Origin of the sequence: Hamadaea tsunoensis DSM 44101, from assembly GCF_000428945.1 — a bacterium.
Classification (GTDB): domain Bacteria; phylum Actinomycetota; class Actinomycetes; order Mycobacteriales; family Micromonosporaceae; genus Hamadaea; species Hamadaea tsunoensis.
On the sequence record NZ_KE386821.1, the window covers coordinates 175,553 to 194,410 of the forward strand.

The following is an 18,858-nucleotide window of genomic DNA, read 5'->3' on the forward strand; positions in this document are numbered from 1 at the left end:
AACGCTGGACAACGTTGTACGGTTACCGTCGTCAGGCTGAGAGACACCTCTCAGAGGTCGCCGTACGACCAGTGCACCGCGACGTCGGGCTTCATACGTACCCACAGGGTGTCCGCCGGTGAACCCTCGGGGAACTCGATCCGCAGCAGTTCCCGTCCGTGGACGCGGTCGATGCCGACGGTCCGTACCCCGCGCAATTCGAGGTCGAGCAGCTCCGCCGTATCCGGGCCGGTCCGCAGGCGGAGCCGGACGACCTCATAACCCGGCTCGATGTACATCTCGATGTCGTAGCCCGACCGCGCCGTCCGGAACGTCACCGCCGTGTACGGCCACAGCTCACGCCAGTCGAACTCGTAGCCGGCGGCGCGCTCGTCTTCGGCGTACCGGTAGGTGGGTTCGGCCTCGAACAGCCAGATCAGGTCTTCCCGGCTGGGAACGGGCTCCATGACCATCAGGCGACCTTCTCGCGGCGACTGGAGGGTCGGTCCCGCGCGATTCTGCGACCAGACGGGAGCAAGGACCGCGTCATGCCCGCGAGCGGAGCGAGATCGTGTAGGGCGTGGTCGTGGAGACCTTGACCAGGCCGGAGCGTTCGAGGATCGGACGCGAGTACTCCGTCGAGTCGCTGTTGATGAGCGTCTTACCCATGCCGAGCGCCGACTGTGCCCGCGCCGCGGTCAGCGCGCGGTAGATTCCCCGTCCGCGCCACTCGTCGCGGGTCGCACCGCCCCAGATGCCCGCGAAGTCGGTTCCTTCCACCGGCTCCAGCCGGCCGGCACTGACGATCCGTCCGGCGGCCTCGGCGACCCACAGTTCCATGCCGTCCTTGCGGGCGAGGCGCCGTAGCAGGGCGTTCGCCGTGTCATCGCTGACCGGGTCGCCGAAGACCTCGTCCTGCATCGCGGCCATCGCGCGGACATCCGCCTCCTCGGTGACCCGGCGCAGCGTCACGCCCTCGGGAAGCGGTACGTCGACAGCGAGGAGGCGCGCTTCGCCAAGCATGATCGACTCTGGTTCCTCCGGGATGAAACCGTTATCCAGCAACGCCTCGGGCAGTCCGGGGGCGTGGTCGTGCCCGCGGGTCTTCCATTCGACCCGGCTGATCTCGGGATCCGCCCGATAGTGCGCGAGCGCTTCGGGTACGAGTCGGCGGATCGCCTCGGCGTCGGCACCGCCGAGATCGCGATAGGTGACGAAGCCCCGGCCACCGGCGAAGGTCACCAGCCGGAGGGGGCCGAGCCGGGTCACCGAGACGGCGCTCGGCGTTTCGGCATCCGTGCGGAGCTGCTCGTCATAGGCCGCGAGGAGGCGGGCAGAGTTGATCATGCCCTCACGGTGCAGCATCGACGCCGGCAGGGCAAGCGGTTTTCACACATTTGTGTACAGTTAGGTGTCGGACCACACCGGCGCTGGTCCGTCTGCGGCGCCGTAGAACAGGTACGGCCGCAGTTCGGGAGACGAAGCCAGGATGCGATGGAGCCTGAGCGGATTGCCTGTGGCGGCCAGGAACGGCTGCTGGTCGAGCAGGCCGCGGAGGCTGGCGAACGGCCACGAGGCGCCGAGCAGCCGCCGGATCTGAACGATGATCGCCACCGCGTCCGGCGGCACTCGGTCGACGAAGATGTCCGCGCTGGTGGGCAGTTCCCAGCCGGCTGGCGTCCCGCTGTGCCGGCAGCCGCGCAGGTGGTCGATTGCGGGGTCCGCGGCGTCCGTCCCGGGCAGGCTGCGCCACCAGCCCAGATCGATGCGCAGCGCCCCCGTCCGCAGCAGGTGCCCGAGCCGCTCAGGATCGACGAACGGTGCCGCGCCGCGTACAGCGAGGTCGGTGAACTCGTCCGGCAGTCGGACGCCGTGCTCCTCGACGTAGTGCGCCAGTCCCTCTGGCCAGGCGAAATGCTCTCCATCAGTCAGCTCAGCGCTGCCGTTGGCGGCACCGCAGAGCCGGCAGATCGAAACGCCCGCCGCGGCGATGAAGACGGTGCCGGACCGCAGATACGCGGCAACGCGTTGACGCATCGGGCGGTAGGCATCGGCGTCGACAAAAGCGCAGACATCGGGCAGGCCGTCGGTTGCGACCGGCCCGTCCCAGTACCCGATCAGCCGGAGAGCATCGGTCACCTCGGGTACGGGTCTTTCAGGCTGCGCCAAGGATGATGTCCTTCAGTTCGATCAAGGTGTCGATCCTGTGGCTGGCCTGCGAAAAGTCTTGTGTCTTCGTGAACTCGTTGTGGACGACGACGCACTCGATACCGGCGGCCACCGCCGAGTTCAGTCCCCGGGACGAATCCTCGACGACCAGCGTCTCCTCCTTGGCTGCCCCGAAGCGCTTCAAACCGGTCAGGTACGGCTCCGGGTGCGGCTTGGCGAGTTCGTAGTCTTCCCGGACGAGGACGAAGTCCATGAACTGCCGGATCTGGCGCTTCTCGTGGATGATGTCGAAGTCCGTACGCTTCGCGGTCGTCACGATGGCCATGCGGACGTTCTTCGACAGCTCGGCGAGCGTCTCGACGACGCCTTCGATCTCGATGGCTTCCGTCCGCAGGTATTCCTGGTAGTAGTCATCGCGGACCTTGCGCCGCCCGCTGATCGTCCGCTCGTCGACACCTGCTGCCCTGACCTGTGCCCACGTGCCCAGACCCTGGCTCATGTCCCGGAGGTACCGATCCTTGTCCAGGGGCAGGCCGATGTCCGCCAGGGCGCGTTCTCCGGCCTTGTAATACCAGTGTTCGGTGTCCACCAGAACGCCGTCGTGATCGAAGAGTACGTACCTTTTCATGCAGCCTTCCCAGGAGAAATGATGGTCCACATGCGACCCGTGATGTCGGACCTGTCACCAGGGCCATTCGCTGCCCAACTCCTCGGCTGGCTCACCCGGCCACACCGCGAACGCGTCGGCCGAATCGTCGAACACCAACTGGGGGCCGGACTGCGCTGCCAGGGCACAGACCGCTCTCAGCACTGCCGCGGTGTTCGGCTTCCGGAACGTGACCGTCTGGACCGTCGCATCCGCCGCGACGGGTAGTCGGCTGGTCGTCGCGCCGGCGGTGTACAGGCTGACCTCACCGAGGTCCAACCCTCCCGTACTCGCGCAGGTGGCCGGGTTCCGGCACTCCGGTAACCGCGAGCCGACCGGCTCACCGACGATCTCGAACCAGTTCGTTCCATGACAGCCCGCCGCTTGGAACGCCGCCAGCGCCGCGGCCGCCGAGGGCCGCGGCAGAGCTTGCGGTGCCTTCTCGGGTACGCCTCGCGTGAACCCGGCCGACGCGATCCACTCGGCCATGCCGGTCTCAGCGAGGGTGTCCAACGGCACCACGAAAAGCGACCAGCTCACGACCCCAGTGTGGCATCCGTGAACCGCCGCGCTGCGCTGACGGGGTGAGCTGTTCGACCACCGCGGCGAGGAGCAGCACGGCTCCGTAGCCGGGCAGCTGGGCGAGTGGCCGGGCGATCCACAGTCCGAGCACGTTGAAGACGAGCGGTCCGACGATCGCCAGGGCACCCGCACCGGCGAGGAGTGCCGTTCCCACCTTCCTCAGCATCGCCCTGGCGGACGGCACGGCCGGAACCTTGCCGGCCGGCGTACGCGCGAGGGTCCAGGTACGCCGGACCATCCGGTACGCCAGGACGAGCGCGGCGAGGAACGTCAGTTGGACGACGCCGCGCTCGACGACGCCGATGCGCGTACTCCAGGTGATGGCTTGAATGTTGTAGGTCCACCAGACGGCGGCGCCGCGCAGGTCGGTGCCGCCGAGTTCGGCCTGGATGAGGGAGGCGTTGAAGAGGTTCGCGCCGCGCAGGTCGGCGTCGACGAGGGTGGCCTGGCTGAGCCCGGCCGACGTGAGGTCGGCGTCGCGCAGGTCGGCGCCGGTGAGGTCGGCCTGGGTGAGGTCGGCGTCGTGCAAGTGCGCGCCGCGGAGGTCCGCGCCGGTCAGGTCGGCCTGCGTGAGGTCGGACCGGCGGAAGGAGGCGCCTTCGGCGTGCGCGCCCGTCAGGTCGGCCTGGATGAGCTCGACGCCGTCGAACACCGTCCCGGTCAGGTCTCCGCAGCGCAGGTCCGGTACGCGATCACCCGGCTGGAAGTGGCGTCCGGCCACACGCGCCGGGTCTTCGGGGCAGTCCGACGGGGCGGCGGCCGGGGTGTGCGGCGGGGCGGCGTAGGAGGTGACGAGCCAGATCGTGAGGACGCCGAGGGCGGCTGTGGTCAGGAGGACGCAGACCGTCCATCGTGGTGCCAGGCGGGCCATGCGGCCATCATGGCGGCCGCGGTCAAGGCGAAGGCGAAGACCTGCTACGGCGCGGCGTCGAGGCGTACCTCGTAGAGGCGGAGGTCGCCGTCGGTGCCGATGTGCCGGAATCCGGCGCGTTCGAGCGTGCGTTGCGAGGCGACGTTGTCGTGGGTGGTATCGGCGATGACGCGGGACAGCCCATGACCGGTCGCGACGTTCAGCAGCGCGGTGAGCGCCTCCGCCGCGTAGCCGTGGCCACGCGCCGACGGGGACAGTCCGTAGCCGACCTCGACGCAGCCCTCGTCCGGCTGGCCCTTGAAGCCGATGCCGCCGATGGCCAGCCCGTCGGCGGCCCGGCTGATGCGGTAGTGCCCGAAGGGGCGCTGGTCCCCGTGGGCGGCCGTTGCCCGCAGGAATGCCGAGACGCCGATGACGTCGCCGTCGAAGGGGTAGTCGTCGGCCCAGGCGTCCCCGGCTTCGGCGCGCCGCCCGACGATGCGTTCGCCTTCGGCAGCGTCGATGGCGTGCAGGCGCAGTCGCGGCGTCTGAAGATCAGTCACGGCAACAGCGAAGCAGCCTTCGGGAGTCCGCACAAGCCGATTACCGCGCTCCCGGTGGCAGGTACGGCTCTCCGTGACGCCGTCGAGTGCGTGAGAATTCGATGTCGTGGGGGAGATCCGGCCGGTACGAAGATCGCGTGCCCTTTCTCGCGCTCTTCGCCGCCGTCCTCCTGCTCGGCATCGCGGACTCGATGGTCAACTCCTACATCGTCCTGTTCGGAGCCGACGCGGCCGGGCTGACGCCGCTGCAGATCGGCGTCTGGTCCTCGGTCTTCGCCCTCGCCGGCATCAGCGTCAGCTGGTGGCTGGGCCGGTTGTTCGACCGTCGGCCCGCGCGGGCGTACGCGATCGTCGTCATCATGCTGGGCTCGGCGGGTTACGCGATCCTGGCGCGGGTGTCGAGTTTTCCGGTGCTGCTGCTGATGGCCGCGACGGTGCTGGGTTGCCTGGGTGCGGCCTTTCCGCAGTTGTTCTCCCTGGCCCGCGCCGTGCTCGGCGACGGGGCGGCCGGGCAGCGTTCGGCGCCGCTGCTGCGCGCGGGCTGGTCGCTGGCGTGGTCCGTCGGGCCGCTGCTGGGCGCGCTGGTGCTGTCCCACGGCGGCTATTCCTGGCTGTTCTGGACAGGCGCCGCGGTGTTCTTCGCCGCGGCGCTCGCCGTCTTCCTGGTGCCGCGGCCGGGGCCGGTGACGGCGTCGAGCCCGACGCGGGGTGACACGCCGGTCCTGCTCACGACAAGCGTGATGCTGTTCTTCGCCGCGATGTTCGCCGGCGGGCTGGCGCTGCCGCTGTTCGTCACGCGCTCCCTGCATCTGCCGCCCGCGGTGATCGGCGTGCTGTTCAGCGTGTGCGCCGCGGTCGAGGTGGTGGCCACGCTGGGGCTGACCGTGCTGCCCGCGTGGATCAGCCAGCGGGCCCTCATCCTCGGCGGCTTCGCCACTTTCGCCTGTTACTTCGGGCTGACGGTCGTGTCCTCCGGCCTGGCGGTGCTGGTGATCGCGCAGGCGTTGCGCGGTGTGGGGATCGCGATCGTCGGGGCGGCCGGGATCCGCTACTTCCAGGATCTGCTCGCCCCGGCGACCGGCCGCGCCACCACGCTGTTCACCAATGCGACCACGGCGGGCCTGCTGGTCTCCGGCATCCTGGCGGGGCTGGCGGTCGAACGCTTCGGCTACCTGACGACGCTCCTGCTCTGTGGGGTGACGGCCGCGGTGGGCGGGGTCGCCTTCACCGTCGGTTCCCGCCGCCATACGGTGGCCGGCCCGCAGGAGGACAAGGCGCGCGTCAGCGTCTGAGCGGTTCACCGACGGGGGTATCGAGAAGGACGGCCCGATCGGGCAGCATCCGGATTGCCGGACTTCATGCGAACCTGGGCCACGAGATCGATGAACGGCGGCGGCCTGGAGGGATCATGCGAGCACGGTGCTGGACGTCGGCGATGGCGTCGCTGGTGATGGGGATGACCTGTGCGGTCGTGCCCGCGGCCGAAGCGCAGGCGGCGCCACCGCCGCCGCCCGTGTCGGCGAGACACCTGCTGCAGTGGTGGAATGCCGCTCGCGGCGACTATTACGCCTCGGGTACCTACGACGGCGACGTCAGCGCAGGCACGAACGGATATCAGAACCTGCGGACCGAAGGCAATGTGGTCACCACTCAGATCGCGGGGACCGTCCCGCTCTATCTCTTCTGGAACGGGTCGCGCGCGGACAACTACACGACGGCGACGGCCGCGGGCAGCAGCAGCGCTATCAATTACTTCTACCAATACGTGCGCGTCGAGGGATACGTGTTCACCACGCAGGTCGCCGGAACGGTGCCGCTCTACACGTACTGGAGCGCTGCCAACGCCGACAATCTGAGCGCGGCCAACCCTGACACCATCAACGAGGCCGTGGCCAGGGGTTACGTGCTCGTCCGCCTGGAGGGCTACATCTTCCCGGCCTGACCAGATCGCGGTCAGGGAGGCCCGCGTCCCGGCGGGGACAGGAACTGCTCGCCCGGACCGGCACCGGTACGCGAGCCCTGCCCCGATCGTTGGGCAGGCCGGACGGCGTACAAGAAATCCTGGCGTGGTGTGTCGGATCGCGGGGGCGGCGTTCGTAGCAGGGGTGAGCGGCGGCCCGGGAAGCGGCCGCCGGCCGGCGGGAGATGAGGATCCGGAAATGGCAAAGGTCATCGCGATCATGTCGGTGTCGCTCGACGGCTACGTCGCCGATCGCAACCACGGTGTGGACGAGGTCTTCGACTGGTACACGGCCGGCGACCTGGTCGTGCCCTCCGGCGACCCGGACATGACGTTCCGCGTCTCCGCGCCGAGCGCGGAGCATCTGGGCAGCCTGATGGGCGGGCTCGGCGCGCTGGTCGCCGGCCGCCGCACGTTCGACAAGGCCGGCGGGTGGGGCGGCCGGCACCCGTGGGGCCCGGCGTTCGTGCTCGCGCACGAGGTGCCCGACGGGTGGCCGCGGCCCGGTTCCACCGTGCATTTCGTCAGCGACGGGGTGGAGAACGCGGTGGCGCAGGCGAAGGCCGCCGCGGGGGACCGCGCGGTGGCCGTGCACGGCGGCGACACCATCCGGCAGTGCCTCGACGCGGGGCTGCTGGACGAACTCCAGGTGGACCTCGTCCCGCTGCTGCTCGGATCGGGGATCCCGCTGTTCGGGCCCGCCCGCAACGCGCCGGTGGTTCTCGGCGACCCGGTCGTCGTCGCCGGAAAGGGCGTCACCCACCTGCGCTATCCGGTACGCAAGAACTAACTGGACGGCGAGGTGGCGTCAGCCGCCGGGCGGAAGACCAGCAGCGCGGTCAGCAGCAGGAGAGCCCCGCATACCGCCTGCTCGACGACCATCCACTTCGGCAGGGCGAGGAAGAACAGCACCCCGACGACCGCCACGAGCAGCACCGCGACGACGATGCGCAGCCGCAGCAGGGCCCGCGGCCGGCCCTGGACCGCCCGCTGGGCGAAGACGAAGGTGAGGATCGACGTCAGGGCGACGATGGTGGCGCGGACCTCGGCTTGCGGCGTGACCTGGTCCGGGCGCTGCTTCGCCAGGTAGACGATCGCCGCGACGGTGGCGATGCTGACCGCCATGTACGCGGCGACCAGCGTCCGCGCCGTACGCAGTGTCGTCGGCCGGGGGTTGTCAGGAAGAGGCATGCGAAATGTCCTTCGTGGTGGGAAAGCCCAGTGTGCGTCGGCGGTCCTCACATTCACCTCACACGGTGGTAACGTCGTCCCTTGTGGAGTTCGGGATCCTCGGTCCCGTGCAGGTCAGGGTCGCCGGGCAGGACGCCACCCCGGCCGGGACACGGCTGCGGCTGCTGCTCGCGATGCTGTTGCTCCAGGCCGGTCTGACGGTTCCGGCGGACACCCTCGTCCAGGCGCTCTGGGAGGACGACGCGTCGCAGGCCCGGCTGGCCGCCCTGCCCACCTATGTCATGCGGCTGCGCCGGGCGGTGGGCGTACAGGTCGCCGCCCGCATCGTCACCCAACCCGGCGGGTACGCGATCACGGTCGCCCCCGACGAGCTGGACCTGCACCGGTTCCAGAAGCACTGGGACGAGGGCCGGGCGCAGGCCGCGCGCGGTGACCTGGCCGGCGCGCGGACGAGTCTTTCGGCCGCGGTGCGGCTGTGGCGCGGCGAACCGCTGGCCACGCTGCCGGCCGGCAGGGTCGTGGCGAACGAGGTCGAGAAGCTCGCCGGCCGCCGGGTCGCCGCGTACCGGGACCTGTTCGAGGTGAGCCTGAAGCTCGGCCGGGCCGCCGAACTGCTGCCCGACATCGCCGCGCTGGCCGCCGCGTACCCGTTCGACGAGGAGCTGCGCGGCTACTGGATGCTGGCGCTGTATCGCGGTGGCCGGACCGCCGAGGCGTTGCGCGTCTTCGCCCAGACCCGCGCGATGCTGGCCGACGAGCTCGGCGTCGAGCCCGGCAAGGCGTTGCAGGACCTGCACCAGCGCATGCTGACCGGCGATACCGAGCCGCGCCGGGAACCGGCCGTGCCCCGGCAGCTGCCCGCCGGCCTGCGGGGTTTCGTCGGGCGCGCCCGGGAGCTGGCCGAACTGGAGAAGCTGGCCGGCGACGACGCCGGGGTCATCGCGATCTCCGCGATCGGCGGCACCGCGGGCGTCGGCAAGACCACGCTGGCCGTCCACTTCGCGTACCAGGTCGCCGACCGGTTTCCGGACGGGCAGCTGTTCGCCGACCTGCGCGGGTTCGACCCGTCCGGCGTACCCGCCGACGCGGCGACCGTCGCGTCCGGGTTCCTGCTGGCGATGGGCGTACCGGCCGAGCAGATCCCCGCCGACCTCGACGCGCGCCTGGCGCTGTACCGGACCAGGCTGGCCGGCACGCGTACCCTCGTCGTGCTGGACAACGCGCGCGACGCGGAGCAGGTGCGCCCGCTGCTGCCCGGTGGCGCGGGGTGCCTGGTGGTGGTCACCAGCCGGGCCCGGATGCCGGGCCTGATCGCGCGGGAGGGCGCGGCGCCGCTGCCGCTCGACGTCCTCGACGAACACGACGGCCTGCGGTTGCTGGCGCAGCGCCTGGGCGACCGGGTCGCGGCCGAGCCCGCCGCGGCCGCCGCGCTGGTCCGCCAGTGCGCGGGCCTCCCGCTGGCGATCGGCGTGGTCGCCGCGCACGCGGCGCTGCGGCCCGGCCGCACGCTGGCGGCGATCCTCCAGGAGCTGCGCACCCACGGCCTGGACCAGCTCGCCGACGTGCGCACCGTCCTGTCGTGGTCCTACCGCGCGTTGCCCGACCGCGCCGCGCACCTCTTCCGCCTGCTGGCCCTGCACCCTGTCAACGACATCAGCGAGTACGCGGCGGCGGCGCTGACCGGAACCTCGGTGGTGCTCGCGCGGGGCGCGCTGGCGGAACTGGCCGACGCGCACCTGGTCACCGAGTACGCGCCCGGCCGGTATACGCAGCACGACCTGCTGCGCGCCTACGCGGCGGAGCTGATGGCGGCGGACCCGGCGGCGATCTCGCGTCTCGTCGACCACTACCTGGCCCATGCCGGGCGGGCGGCGAAGCTGTCGTACGGCAGCGACAACAGTTTCCGGCCCGTCGCGTTGCCGGCGCCGCCCGGCGGCGCCGAACCCGTCGACGACCGCCCGTCGGCGATGGAGTGGTACGCACGTGAGCACGTCGCCGCCATCGCGACGATCGCGCTCGCGCCGCCGGACCGGGCCTGGAGCCTGGCCGCGATGCTCGTCGGCTACCTGCACCGGGCCGGGCGGTGGGAGCAGTGGGAGGCGGTCTCCGAAGCCGCCCTGGCCGCGGCGCTGCGCACGGGCGACCTGTCCGGCCAGGCGCACGCGCTGCGCTGGCTCGGCGAGGTACGCCGTTCCCAGGACGACCAGGACGCCGCGCTCCTGCGGCTGGAGCAGGCGCTGGCGCTGTTCGAGCGGACCGGCGACCACAAGCTCCAGGGGGAGACCCTGGCCGACATCGCGATGACCCACGGCGAGCGGCACGCGTACGCCGACGCGGTGGCGGTGTCGCGGCGGGCGCTGGAGCTGTTCGCCGGTCACGACGACGCGATGGGCCAGGCCCGGGCGCTCAACCAGATCGGCTGGTACCTGGCCCAGGACGGCGATTACGCGGCGGCGGTCGGGTACTGCCGGCGGGCGCTGGACCTGGCCCGGGCCTTCGGCGATCCGCGGGCCGAGGCGGCCACCTTGGACAGCATCGGCTTCGGCTACCACCACCTGGGCGCGTACCGGGAGGCGATCGCCTACTTCGAGGAGTCGGGCGGCATCCGCCGGGCTCTGGGCGACTATTTCCTGGAAGCGGAGACCCTGACCCACGTCGGCGACAGCCGGCTGGCGCTCGGCGAACCGGCGGCGGCCCGGCGGGCGTGGCAGCAGTCCCTCGACATCCTGACCGAGCTCGGCCACCGCGACGCGGCCGGCGTACGCGCGCGGCTGGCGGCGCTGCGCCCGGACGAGTGACGCCCGGGACCTCAGAGGGCGGCCGCGGCGGCGAAGGTGGTGATCGCCGCTGCGAGGATCAGGCTGTGCAGGATCATGTGTTCCAGGTTCGGCCGGGGCCGGTCGCCGATGCGCGGCAGCACGATGATCGTCTGCGCGTACGTGCGGCTGTGCAGTTCGGACCACGTGACACCGGTGCCGGCGGTCGCCCAGGGCGCGGTACGGCCGGCCAGGTAGGGCATCCACCAGAGGATCAGCCCGCCCGCCACGATGAGCGCCTCCAGGGCTCCGGCGGCGTACCCGAACGCGGGGGAGGAGATCGCGGCGGCCAGGGCGAGCAGGACGGCGGGCAGGGTCATGACGGGCGCGTTGGCCAGGATCTCGGTGCGCTGCTCGGCCCGCCGGGCGTCGCGGACGTTGTTGAGCGGGTAGAGGTCGACCAGCGTGGTGACCACGAAGTACGCCACCGCGGCGAGGATGAGGATCAGTGCGGCTGCCAGCATTTCGTGCCTCCGGAAGACGGATGTTTACGGTGTAAGCATGCGGTCGGACCGAGTATTGCTTACGCTGTAAGCATCGTCAAGGGAGATCAGGGATGAGCGACCGACCCAGCGGCGCCAAGGCCGGACTGACCAGGGAGAAGGTGCTCGACGCCGCGCTGGACTACATCGACGCCCACGGCCTGCCGGCGCTGTCCATGCGCAAGCTCGGCGCCCAGCTCGGGGTCGAGGCGATGTCGCTCTACCGGCACGTGCCCAACAAGGACGCGCTCCTTGACGGACTCGTCGACCGGGTCATGCAGACCGCCTTCGGCGACCTCGGCGAACCGGTCGGCGGCTGGGCGCCCTGGGTACGCGACTTCGCGCACGCGCTGCGGTCGGCGCTGCTCGCCCATCCCGGAGTGCTGCCGCTGGCGGCGACCCGGCCGGTGAACTCGCCGGAGGCGCTGCGGATGTCGGAGCGGTGGCTGGCCGCGATGCGTACCGCGGGACTGCCGTTGGGGACGGCGCTCGACCTGGTGAACGTCATCGCCACGTTCACGATCGGGCACACCCTGGCGGAGGTCGGCCAGACGCCCGGGCACGAGGGCACCGAACCCGACCTCGACCAGCGCGCCGGCGAACTGGACCCGGCGGAGTTCCCGAACCTGACCGAGGTGATCGCGACCCGGGCCGGCCTCGACTTCGACAGCCGCTTCACGCAGGCGATCGACATCATCGTGGCGGGGTACGCCGCCCAGGCCGGGGTCTGAGCCATCCGGGGGCTCGCGGAGTCCGTTGCCTGAGCCTTTCGGGACCGGGGCGCGATCCGTCGCGGCCGAGAATCCCGGCGCGGGTCAACCGGCGAAGCGGCCCCAGGCTACGAAGATCGCCATCGCGAGGTAGACGACGTCGGGAGTGATCGTGGCGCGTTCGCCCCGGCGCAGGCGCATGACGACGGCTCCGACGAAGAGCGCGGCCACGCACGTCGCCGTCACCGGCACCATGACCGGTGCGATGTCCAGGACGGCCGGCAGGATGAGCCCGAACACCGCCAGCAGTTCAAGACTGCCGATGATCCGCAGGGCGGTGGGGCTGAAGTCGAGGACCCATTGCCCCGCGTGCCCGCCCAACGCGGCGATCTTCTCCCGTGGAAAGATCATCTTCGAGGTGCTGATCAGAAGGACGGCGGCGAGGATTCCAGTGATGATCCACAAGGTGACGTTCATGGCCATGGAGATGCCGCCCACGCGTACGCCGTGACGTCCCGTCCCGGTGACGTGGAACACCGGGCGCGGATGTCACACCGCGGCCGTGGCCGGCATCGGATGGCAGGAGGAGAGGGGAGCCACCGATGAACGAGAGCACCGACGCCTTCGTCGCGCACCGCAACCTGCTGTTCACCGTCGCGTACGAGATGCTCGGATCGGCGGCCGACGCCGAAGACGTCCTGCAGGAGACCTGGCTGCGCTGGTCGGGCGTCGACTTCGCCACCGTCGAGGACCCGCGCGCGTACCTGGTGCGGATCACGACCCGGCAGTCCCTCATGCGGCTGCGTACGCTGCGCCGGCGCAAGGAGTCCTATGTCGGCACGTGGCTGCCCGAACCGCTGGTGACCACGGCCGACGTGGCCGACGACGTCGAACTCGCCGAGAGCGTCTCGATGGCGATGCTGCTGGTCCTGGAGACCCTGACGCCGACCGAGCGGGCCGTGTTCGTCCTGCGCGACGTGTTCGACCTCGGGTACGAGGAGATCGCCGCGGCCGTCGACAAGACCCCGGCCGCCGTACGCCAGATCGCGCACCGGGCCCGCTCGCACGTCGCCGCCCGGCGACCGCGGGGATCGGTGTCGGCGGCGCAGTCCCGTGGTGTCGTCGACGCGTTCCGCGCGGCCACCGAGACCGGCGACCTCCAGGGGCTGCTCGACCTCCTCGCCCCCGACGTCGTCCTGCTCGGCGACGGCGGCGGGGTCAAGTCGGCGATCCCCCGGCCCGTGCGCGGCGCGGACAAGGTCGCCCGGGTCCTGATCGGCGGCCTGGCGCGGCTCGACCAGACGATGACGACCCGGGCCGTCCAGATCAACGGCTCACCGGCGGCGCTGCTGCTGCTCGACGGCGAACTCGACACCGTGCTGGCGGTCAGCGTCCACGACGGACGGATCACCGGACTCTACGGCGTACGCAATCCGGCGAAACTGTCCCGTGTGGATGGAGAGACCGCGATGAGCCGTCGGTGATCTGAGATCATCGCCTGATGACGATCACGCCGACCCTCCGCGCGACCGTGAACCTTCCCGCGGACCGGTTCCAGGTGACGACGGTCGACCGGCGTACGCGCCTCCTCGTCCCCGGCGACGACGCGCTGCGCGTCTACGATCTCGGCGCCCTGGCGGACGGCCGCAGCGAACCCGAGGCTGAGTTCCCGGCGCCCTGGCCGCACCGGGCCGGCGGGCCCGCGGCGGTCAGCCCGGACCTGGAGTTCGCGGTGTTCCCGGGAGTACACGCCCTGCGCGCGGTCGACAGGTTCGGCGGCACACGCTGGGAACTGTCGCACTCCTGCTGGCAGGCCTCGTGCGTGAAGATCCACGCCGAGTACGCCGACTATGCGGGCGTGCCGGACCACAAGTACCCCGACAGCGGATCGGCGTGGGTCGGCGCTGACGGTTCGATCGTCTGGGCGCACGTGCGGGGGCCGCTCGCAGGCGACGAGCTGCACGAAGACTTCGATCCGTTCGACGACGCCGACGAACGGTGGCTGGTGCTGTCGGCGGCGGACGGGCGCGTACTCGGCTCGGTCCGGACGGAGACCGCCGCGCACGGATCCCGTCACCTGCCACATGATGATGCGCGGGCGATGGCGCTCGGCATCGGCGAGGGCCAGGACGGGGCGCCGTTGTTCCTGGGACGGTTCGACGGCGAAACGCTGACCGCCGAACGTATCGGTGCTGATGAGTTCATCGGTCTCGCGGTCGCGCCGAGCGGCCGGGTTCTGATCAGCGTCGGGCACTCCCGCCGCGGGGAGCTCAACATCCACGAACTCCCCGGCGGCGCGGTGATCGGCAGCTTCTTCGCCGAGCTGGTCACCGGTCGGGAGGACCACCGCTGGGACCTGTACGGCCTCGGGTTCGTCGACGGCGACCGGCTCGTGGCGGCCACCAGCGAGGCCGGTTACGCCGAGAGCGGCGGGCGGCACTGGCTGCTGGACACCCGGCGGCTGACGTTGGCGGAGATCGACTATCCGGAACCGGTCACCGGACGGCCGATCGGTCTCGGCGACGGAACCTGGATCACGGTGGCAGGTACGCGCCTGCGGATCTGGACCGTCTGAAGCGCGACCTCACGATGGTGGACGGGGCCGTGGTTCGGCTCGGCCACACGTGTGTGCGCCGAACGTGATCGAGGGCGCCCGCGTCCCGTCAGGAATCAGGCGAACATCGCCGCGACCTGGGCGGCCAGCTCCTCCGCGGGCACGTCGCGCAGGTGCTGGTTGACCGCCCAGCGGTGGCCGGACGGGTCGAGGAACTGCGCCGTGCGGTCGCCCCAGAACGCGTCGTGGGGCGGCTCGAACTCGGTCGCTCCGGCGGCGATCGCCCGCGCGTGCACGGCATCGACGTCGGCCACCGGCAGATGGAACGCCGCCGGGGTGCCGCCCATCGTGGCGGGCGTACGCAGGCCGCGATCGGGCCATTCGCCGGCGACCGCGAGCACGGTGTCGCCGATCAGCAGTTCGACGGTCAGCGGCCGGCCGTCGGGCAGAGGAAGGCGGCTGGTTTCCTTGGCGCCGAGTACTTCGGCGTACCAGGCGGCCGCGGTGTCGGGATCGTTCACCACGAGATGTACGGCGAGCTGTGTCATGCGCCGACCATACATGCTGTCTGGTCACCGTGTCTAGACGATCCGTGCGGTACGCTGCGTCCGTGATGGCGCGACGTGATGAGAACCAACCGAGCGGTGCTGAGCTGCGCGTACGCATTCTCGACGCAGCCAGGGAACTGCTGAAGGAGCGCAGCTTCGACGCGCTCAGCGTGGCCGAGATCATCACCGCCGCCGGGGTTTCCCGGGCCAGCTTCTACTTCTACTTCGCGAGCAAGCAGGCGGTCCTGGCCGAGCTTGTCCGCCGGGCCGTCGGCGCGGGACACGAGGCCGCCGAGCCGTGGGTGCAGGCCTCGGCCGGCCCGCGGGAGACGCTGCGGGCGGGCATCGAAGGAGGCGCCGATCTGTGGCTGTCCAACGCGGCCGTCCTGCGGGCGATCGTCGAGAGCTGGGGATCCGACCCGCAGCTCCGTGAGCTGTGGCTGGCCCTGATGGGAACGTTCACCGACGCCACGATCGGCCGGATCGAGGCCGACCGGGCCGCTGATCCGGCGATGGCGGCGCGGCTCGAAGGCGTCGACGTTCCCGCGCTCGCCGCCACCCTGACGTGGACCGGCGAGCGCCTGTACTACCTCGCCGCCTGCGGGGTGCCGCCGTTCGACGACCGGAAGGTCCTGGTCGACACCCTGATGCACCTCTGGCTGTCGGCGCTCTACGCCATGGACAGCTGATTTTGGGCTCTTCACCTGCATATGTGGGTCGATGACGGTGAGGGTTCGCGTACCGCCGATGGTTCTTCGGGGCTGATCGGTGGATGATCGGATCGAGATCATGATCAATTTATGGCCCGGGTTCGTCGATCTCACCTCCGCTCCTCGCGCGGGAGACCGCTCCGGCCTCTCCGCTTCGCTCCGAGGCCTCCACTGCCAGGTAGGTGGGGCGGCGCATCGCCCGCCGCCCTTCGGGCACGGGTTCACCCCGACACGCGCCGTCCTGTGCCACCCAGACTTTGTCGCGACTGTCCGATATGGAGCCGTGGCGTGTCCGGCGGCTTGATCATGTGATGTCATTCCGGCGGCCGGACCGTCCTGGCCTTGATCATGTGATGTGTATATGTCGAAGTGGATGGCCAAGCCTTGATCATGTAACTCATATATGTCGTAGCGGCCGTATTTCGACATATATGAGCGACATGATCAAGGCCTATATGCGCACGCCCGGTTCCGGCCTGATGGGGGCGAGACGGTCGCGACAAAGGCCGGACCGAGACGGGGCTGCAGGGGCTGGGGGAAACCGCAACGGAACCGCGGTGGATGATGCGTCGCACCGGAAACCTGGCAGTGGAGTCCCCGGAGCGCAGCGATAGGGGCGCAACGGTCTCCCGCGCGAGGAGCGGAGGTGAGATCGATGAACCCGGGACAAGAACATCTTGAGTTTGATCTTGACTGCATCCTGGTGGTCGTCACCGGGCGGGGCGGACGAGCAGGCCGTCGCGGGCGATGGCGATCATGCGCTGCCGGGCGGCCGGATCCGCGTGGCCGCGTTCGCGGGCCAGGCAGCCGGCGACGAGCGCCTGGATGTCGGCGACGTCGACGTCGGGGCGTACGGCTCCGGCCCGCTGCGCGGCCGTGAGCAGCCGGCCGAGCGCGCCCATGAAGTCGTATTCGGACCGGGCGGCGGCCGCGACGATGTCGAATCCCCCGCCGACCAGCGCTTCGGCGAGTGCCTGGTCGACCGCGCCCTCCTGCGCCAGGTACGCGAAATAGGCGAAGAACGCCGCCGCCGGATCCATGGTCTCGGCCAGCGTCCGGGCCGTGCCGACGCACCGCTCGATGCGGTCCAGCACGATCGCCTGGAACAGCGCGTCCTTGGTGGGGAAGTGCCGGCTGACGGTCCCCGTGCCCACACCTGCGCGGCGGGCGATCTCCTGGACCGACACTCCGGGCCCCTCGCTGCTGAAGGCGGCTGCTGCGGCCTCCAGTACGAGCTGCCGGTTGCGCCTGGCGTCGGCGCGCAACGGCCGTTCGCTCTGAGCGGCGGGGTCACTCATCGACAGGGCTCGCTTTCTTATGGGCGATTGACAAGCGGGACGGCCGTCCCGTATTTTTCGAAACGGGACGGCTATCCCGATTATAGAGGGGGAAGCATGAGCACACGATGGAGCGCCGACGACGTGCCCGACCAGGGCGGCCGAACGGTCGTGATCACCGGCGCCAATACCGGGATCGGCTTCGAAACGGCCGCCGTACTCGCGGCGCGCGGAGCCACGGTCATCCTGGCCTGCCGCGATGCCGGCAGGGCCGAGACCGCAGCCGGCAGGCTCCGCTCGGCCGTGCCGGGCGCGCGCATCGAGACGTTGCGGCTGGACCTGGCCTCGCTCGCCGCCGTACGCGACGCGGCCGAGCAGTTCCGTGCCGGCCACTCCAGGCTGGACCTGCTGATCAACAACGCCGGAGTGATCCATCCGGGATACGCCCGGACCGAGGATGGCTTCGAACTGCACTTCGGCACCAATCACCTGGGCCACTTCGCCTTCACCGGGCTGTTGCTGGACCGGCTGCTGGCCACCCCCGGCTCCCGCGTCGTCACCGTCAGCAGCAGCGGCCACCGGCGCGGCGACATCCACCTCGCCGACCTCACTCTCCAACAGGGATACGGACTCAACGCCGGCTACGGGCAGTCGAAGCTCGCCAACGTGATGTTCACCTATGCGTTGCAACGGAAGCTGGCGGCGGCCGGTGCCGCGACCCTCGCGGTCGCCGCGCATCCGGGGAACGCGTACACCGAGGTGGGGCGGCACATGCCGGGATGGGTACGCGTCGCGCTGAGTCCCCGGCTGCGACTGGTCAACTGGTGGCTCCTGCAGAGCGCCGGCGGCGGTGCCCTGCCTACACTGCGAGCCGCCACCGATCCCCAGGCGACCGGCGGGACGTATTACGGACCGTCAGGACCGGGCGAGTTCACCGGCTCGCCCGCACTCGTCGCGTCCAGCCCCCGCTCGTACGATGTCGACCTGCAGCGACGCCTCTGGGCGGAGTCCGAACGGCTCACCGGTGTCCGGTACGAGCTGGCGGCGGCACACGGTGAACCGGCGGCAGCCGACCGCTAGCGGCGCCCGCCGAACCGCCAGTTGTGCACCTCGACCTCCGCGTACCGGGTGGGGGTCAGGATCGACCGGGCGGCGGTCGGGTCGGGTGCCTGGACGAGCGCCGCGGTGCCCAGCCAGGCCGAGCCGTCGTCGGACAGCAGCGGACCGTACGCGATCAGCCCCGAACGGTCGGCCGGGACGGTGTCGTCCACCGGCCCGGAACCGAAGCCGAGGTGACCGCCGGCCAGCGGGTGCTGGTCAACGGCGCGGGTGGTGGGGTCGGCGGCTTCGTCACGCAGGTCATCGCCACCGCCAGCACGCGCAGCCTCCCGGCCGTCCGCGCCTTCGGGGCGGACCAGATCGTCGACTACACCGCCGGTCCCGTCGCCGATGCTCTCGACCGGCCGGTGGACACCCTGCTCAATCTCGTTCCCCTCGACCCGGCCGCCGCCGCGGCACTGGCCGCCACGGTCCGGCCGGGCGGCCGCGCCGTCTCGGTCGCCAGCCCCGTCGAGCCGCCCACCGGCGCCGGCGTCACCGCGCTGCACATGGTCGCCCGCAACGACGTGGCCGATCTGGCGGCGCTCGCCGCCCTCGTCGAGGCCGGTGAGATCAGGCTCGACGTCAGCGCCTCGTACCCGCTGTCCGAGCTTGCCGAGGTCCACCGCCGCAGCGAGGCGGGCCTCGTCCGCGGCAAGGTCGTCATCATCCCCTGAGCCGGGTACGCGTCCACATCGGCGAGTACGCGCGGTCTACGCTGCC

At 70.8% G+C, this 18,858-nt stretch carries 23 protein-coding genes; 10 read left to right on the forward strand and 13 right to left on the reverse strand.

The window, feature by feature from the left end; all coding sequences use genetic code 11:
- Nucleotides 1–50: 50 nt before the first annotated feature.
- The 7 genes from G401_RS0139890 to G401_RS0139920 all read right to left on the reverse strand — a co-directional run bounded on the left by G401_RS0139890 (nucleotide 51) and on the right by G401_RS0139920 (nucleotide 4,789).
- Nucleotides 51–452 carry a hypothetical protein gene (locus G401_RS0139890; RefSeq protein WP_157546800.1) on the reverse strand — a complete coding sequence of 134 codons (402 nt, stop codon included), beginning with the start codon at nucleotides 450–452 and terminating at the stop codon, nucleotides 51–53.
- Between the two features lie 73 nt (nucleotides 453–525).
- Nucleotides 526–1,326, reverse strand: coding sequence for a GNAT family N-acetyltransferase (locus G401_RS0139895; RefSeq protein ID WP_027346887.1), 801 nt, complete (start codon nucleotides 1,324–1,326; stop codon nucleotides 526–528).
- A gap of 60 nt (nucleotides 1,327–1,386) precedes the next feature.
- Nucleotides 1,387–2,118: a hypothetical protein gene (locus G401_RS53920; RefSeq protein ID WP_051367937.1), complete on the reverse strand. Its 732-nt coding sequence runs from the start codon at nucleotides 2,116–2,118 to the stop codon at nucleotides 1,387–1,389.
- 16 nt (nucleotides 2,119–2,134) lie between these two features.
- On the reverse strand, nucleotides 2,135–2,776 hold the full coding sequence (locus tag G401_RS0139905; RefSeq protein WP_027346888.1) for an HAD family hydrolase: 642 nt from the start codon (nucleotides 2,774–2,776) through the stop codon (nucleotides 2,135–2,137).
- A 54-nt stretch (nucleotides 2,777–2,830) separates the two neighbouring features.
- A complete protein-coding gene (locus G401_RS0139910; RefSeq protein ID WP_157546801.1) occupies nucleotides 2,831–3,334 on the reverse strand; it encodes a hypothetical protein in 504 nt (167 codons plus the stop codon).
- A complete protein-coding gene (locus G401_RS53925; RefSeq protein WP_051367938.1) occupies nucleotides 3,291–4,247 on the reverse strand; it encodes a pentapeptide repeat-containing protein in 957 nt (318 codons plus the stop codon). Before G401_RS53925 ends, G401_RS0139910 begins: the two co-directional genes overlap by 44 nt.
- 44 nt (nucleotides 4,248–4,291) lie before the next feature.
- A complete protein-coding gene (locus G401_RS0139920) occupies nucleotides 4,292–4,789 on the reverse strand; it encodes a GNAT family N-acetyltransferase (protein WP_027346890.1) in 498 nt (165 codons plus the stop codon).
- Between the two features lie 137 nt (nucleotides 4,790–4,926).
- On the opposite strand from G401_RS0139920, the gene G401_RS0139925 reads away from it, so the two are divergent.
- The 3 genes from G401_RS0139925 (at nucleotide 4,927) to G401_RS0139935 (ending at nucleotide 7,539) form a co-directional block, all read left to right on the forward strand.
- Entirely contained in the window at nucleotides 4,927–6,081 is a 1,155-nt protein-coding gene (locus G401_RS0139925; RefSeq protein ID WP_027346891.1) for an MFS transporter, read from the forward strand.
- A 116-nt stretch (nucleotides 6,082–6,197) separates the two neighbouring features.
- Nucleotides 6,198–6,731, forward strand: a complete 534-nt coding sequence (locus G401_RS0139930; RefSeq protein ID WP_157546803.1) for a hypothetical protein — start codon at nucleotides 6,198–6,200, stop codon at nucleotides 6,729–6,731.
- Nucleotides 6,732–6,948: 217 nt separating this feature from the next.
- On the forward strand, nucleotides 6,949–7,539 hold the full coding sequence (locus tag G401_RS0139935; RefSeq protein WP_051367939.1) for a dihydrofolate reductase family protein: 591 nt from the start codon (nucleotides 6,949–6,951) through the stop codon (nucleotides 7,537–7,539).
- Here the strand turns inward: G401_RS0139935 and G401_RS51645 are convergent.
- Entirely contained in the window at nucleotides 7,536–7,940 is a 405-nt protein-coding gene (locus G401_RS51645; RefSeq protein ID WP_027346894.1) for a hypothetical protein, read from the reverse strand. The two genes, G401_RS0139935 and G401_RS51645, sit on opposite strands and share 4 nt — an antisense overlap.
- An 83-nt stretch (nucleotides 7,941–8,023) precedes the next feature.
- Here G401_RS51645 and G401_RS58470 point away from each other — a divergent pair, with 83 nt between their 5' ends.
- Nucleotides 8,024–10,738, forward strand: a complete 2,715-nt coding sequence (locus G401_RS58470) for an AfsR/SARP family transcriptional regulator (RefSeq protein ID WP_027346895.1) — start codon at nucleotides 8,024–8,026, stop codon at nucleotides 10,736–10,738.
- An 11-nt stretch (nucleotides 10,739–10,749) separates the two neighbouring features.
- Here the strand turns inward: G401_RS58470 and G401_RS0139950 are convergent, their stop codons facing one another.
- The gene (locus G401_RS0139950) at nucleotides 10,750–11,220 is read right to left on the reverse strand and encodes a hypothetical protein (protein ID WP_027346896.1); all 471 of its coding nucleotides are present in this window, start codon (nucleotides 11,218–11,220) and stop codon (nucleotides 10,750–10,752) included.
- A gap of 92 nt (nucleotides 11,221–11,312) precedes the next feature.
- Here G401_RS0139950 and G401_RS51650 point away from each other — a divergent pair, with 92 nt between their 5' ends.
- Nucleotides 11,313–11,969, forward strand: coding sequence for a TetR/AcrR family transcriptional regulator C-terminal domain-containing protein (locus G401_RS51650; RefSeq protein WP_034594541.1), 657 nt, complete (start codon nucleotides 11,313–11,315; stop codon nucleotides 11,967–11,969).
- An 84-nt stretch (nucleotides 11,970–12,053) separates the two neighbouring features.
- Here the strand turns inward: G401_RS51650 and G401_RS0139960 are convergent, their stop codons facing one another.
- Nucleotides 12,054–12,485, reverse strand: coding sequence for a DoxX family protein (locus G401_RS0139960; protein ID WP_245602077.1), 432 nt, complete (start codon nucleotides 12,483–12,485; stop codon nucleotides 12,054–12,056).
- Nucleotides 12,486–12,550: 65 nt separating this feature from the next.
- Between G401_RS0139960 and G401_RS51655 the strand changes: the two genes are divergently transcribed.
- On the forward strand, nucleotides 12,551–13,432 hold the full coding sequence (locus G401_RS51655) for an RNA polymerase sigma-70 factor (RefSeq protein WP_034594543.1): 882 nt from the start codon (nucleotides 12,551–12,553) through the stop codon (nucleotides 13,430–13,432).
- A gap of 17 nt (nucleotides 13,433–13,449) precedes the next feature.
- Entirely contained in the window at nucleotides 13,450–14,523 is a 1,074-nt protein-coding gene (locus tag G401_RS51660; RefSeq protein WP_051367940.1) for a hypothetical protein, read from the forward strand.
- Nucleotides 14,524–14,618: 95 nt separating this feature from the next.
- On the opposite strand, the gene G401_RS0139975 is transcribed toward G401_RS51660, so the two are convergent.
- Nucleotides 14,619–15,050, reverse strand: coding sequence for a VOC family protein (locus G401_RS0139975; protein ID WP_027346898.1), 432 nt, complete (start codon nucleotides 15,048–15,050; stop codon nucleotides 14,619–14,621).
- A gap of 65 nt (nucleotides 15,051–15,115) precedes the next feature.
- On the opposite strand from G401_RS0139975, the gene G401_RS0139980 reads away from it, so the two are divergent.
- Nucleotides 15,116–15,739: a TetR/AcrR family transcriptional regulator gene (locus tag G401_RS0139980; RefSeq protein ID WP_064741964.1), complete on the forward strand. Its 624-nt coding sequence runs from the start codon at nucleotides 15,116–15,118 to the stop codon at nucleotides 15,737–15,739.
- Between the two features lie 731 nt (nucleotides 15,740–16,470).
- Here the strand turns inward: G401_RS0139980 and G401_RS0139985 are convergent.
- Nucleotides 16,471–17,058, reverse strand: coding sequence for a TetR/AcrR family transcriptional regulator (locus G401_RS0139985; RefSeq protein WP_034594545.1), 588 nt, complete (start codon nucleotides 17,056–17,058; stop codon nucleotides 16,471–16,473).
- Nucleotides 17,059–17,154: 96 nt separating this feature from the next.
- Between G401_RS0139985 and G401_RS51665 the strand changes: the two genes are divergently transcribed.
- Nucleotides 17,155–18,117 (forward strand): oxidoreductase, encoded by a 963-nt coding sequence (locus tag G401_RS51665; protein WP_051367941.1) that lies wholly within the window; start codon nucleotides 17,155–17,157, stop codon nucleotides 18,115–18,117.
- Here G401_RS51665 and G401_RS58155 read toward each other — a convergent pair.
- On the reverse strand, nucleotides 18,114–18,308 hold the full coding sequence (locus G401_RS58155; protein WP_245602078.1) for a YciI family protein: 195 nt from the start codon (nucleotides 18,306–18,308) through the stop codon (nucleotides 18,114–18,116). The two genes, G401_RS51665 and G401_RS58155, sit on opposite strands and share 4 nt — an antisense overlap.
- A 21-nt stretch (nucleotides 18,309–18,329) precedes the next feature.
- Here G401_RS58155 and G401_RS51675 point away from each other — a divergent pair, with 21 nt between their 5' ends.
- Nucleotides 18,330–18,812, forward strand: coding sequence for a zinc-binding dehydrogenase (locus G401_RS51675; protein ID WP_245602079.1), 483 nt, complete (start codon nucleotides 18,330–18,332; stop codon nucleotides 18,810–18,812).
- The last annotated feature ends 46 nt before the right edge of the window (nucleotides 18,813–18,858 follow it).

What these genes read in the sequence shown, in the direction of transcription:
- G401_RS51665 (WP_051367941.1), top strand. Translation starts at nt 17,155, where the DNA reads ATGAGCACACGATGGAGCGCCGACGACGTGCCCGACCAGGGCGGCCGA.
- G401_RS51645 (WP_027346894.1), bottom strand. Translation starts at nt 7,940, where the DNA reads ATGCCTCTTCCTGACAACCCCCGGCCGACGACACTGCGTACGGCGCGG.
- G401_RS51650 (WP_034594541.1), top strand. Translation starts at nt 11,313, where the DNA reads ATGAGCGACCGACCCAGCGGCGCCAAGGCCGGACTGACCAGGGAGAAG.
- G401_RS0139980 (WP_064741964.1), top strand. Translation starts at nt 15,116, where the DNA reads ATGGCGCGACGTGATGAGAACCAACCGAGCGGTGCTGAGCTGCGCGTA.
- G401_RS53925 (WP_051367938.1), bottom strand. Translation starts at nt 4,247, where the DNA reads ATGGCCCGCCTGGCACCACGATGGACGGTCTGCGTCCTCCTGACCACA.
- G401_RS0139930 (WP_157546803.1), top strand. Translation starts at nt 6,198, where the DNA reads ATGCGAGCACGGTGCTGGACGTCGGCGATGGCGTCGCTGGTGATGGGG.
- G401_RS0139895 (WP_027346887.1), bottom strand. Translation starts at nt 1,326, where the DNA reads ATGATCAACTCTGCCCGCCTCCTCGCGGCCTATGACGAGCAGCTCCGC.
- G401_RS0139935 (WP_051367939.1), top strand. Translation starts at nt 6,949, where the DNA reads ATGGCAAAGGTCATCGCGATCATGTCGGTGTCGCTCGACGGCTACGTC.
- G401_RS0139905 (WP_027346888.1), bottom strand. Translation starts at nt 2,776, where the DNA reads ATGAAAAGGTACGTACTCTTCGATCACGACGGCGTTCTGGTGGACACC.
- G401_RS51655 (WP_034594543.1), top strand. Translation starts at nt 12,551, where the DNA reads ATGAACGAGAGCACCGACGCCTTCGTCGCGCACCGCAACCTGCTGTTC.
- G401_RS0139950 (WP_027346896.1), bottom strand. Translation starts at nt 11,220, where the DNA reads ATGCTGGCAGCCGCACTGATCCTCATCCTCGCCGCGGTGGCGTACTTC.
- G401_RS0139975 (WP_027346898.1), bottom strand. Translation starts at nt 15,050, where the DNA reads ATGACACAGCTCGCCGTACATCTCGTGGTGAACGATCCCGACACCGCG.
- G401_RS0139985 (WP_034594545.1), bottom strand. Translation starts at nt 17,058, where the DNA reads ATGAGTGACCCCGCCGCTCAGAGCGAACGGCCGTTGCGCGCCGACGCC.
- G401_RS51660 (WP_051367940.1), top strand. Translation starts at nt 13,450, where the DNA reads ATGACGATCACGCCGACCCTCCGCGCGACCGTGAACCTTCCCGCGGAC.
- G401_RS0139890 (WP_157546800.1), bottom strand. Translation starts at nt 452, where the DNA reads ATGGTCATGGAGCCCGTTCCCAGCCGGGAAGACCTGATCTGGCTGTTC.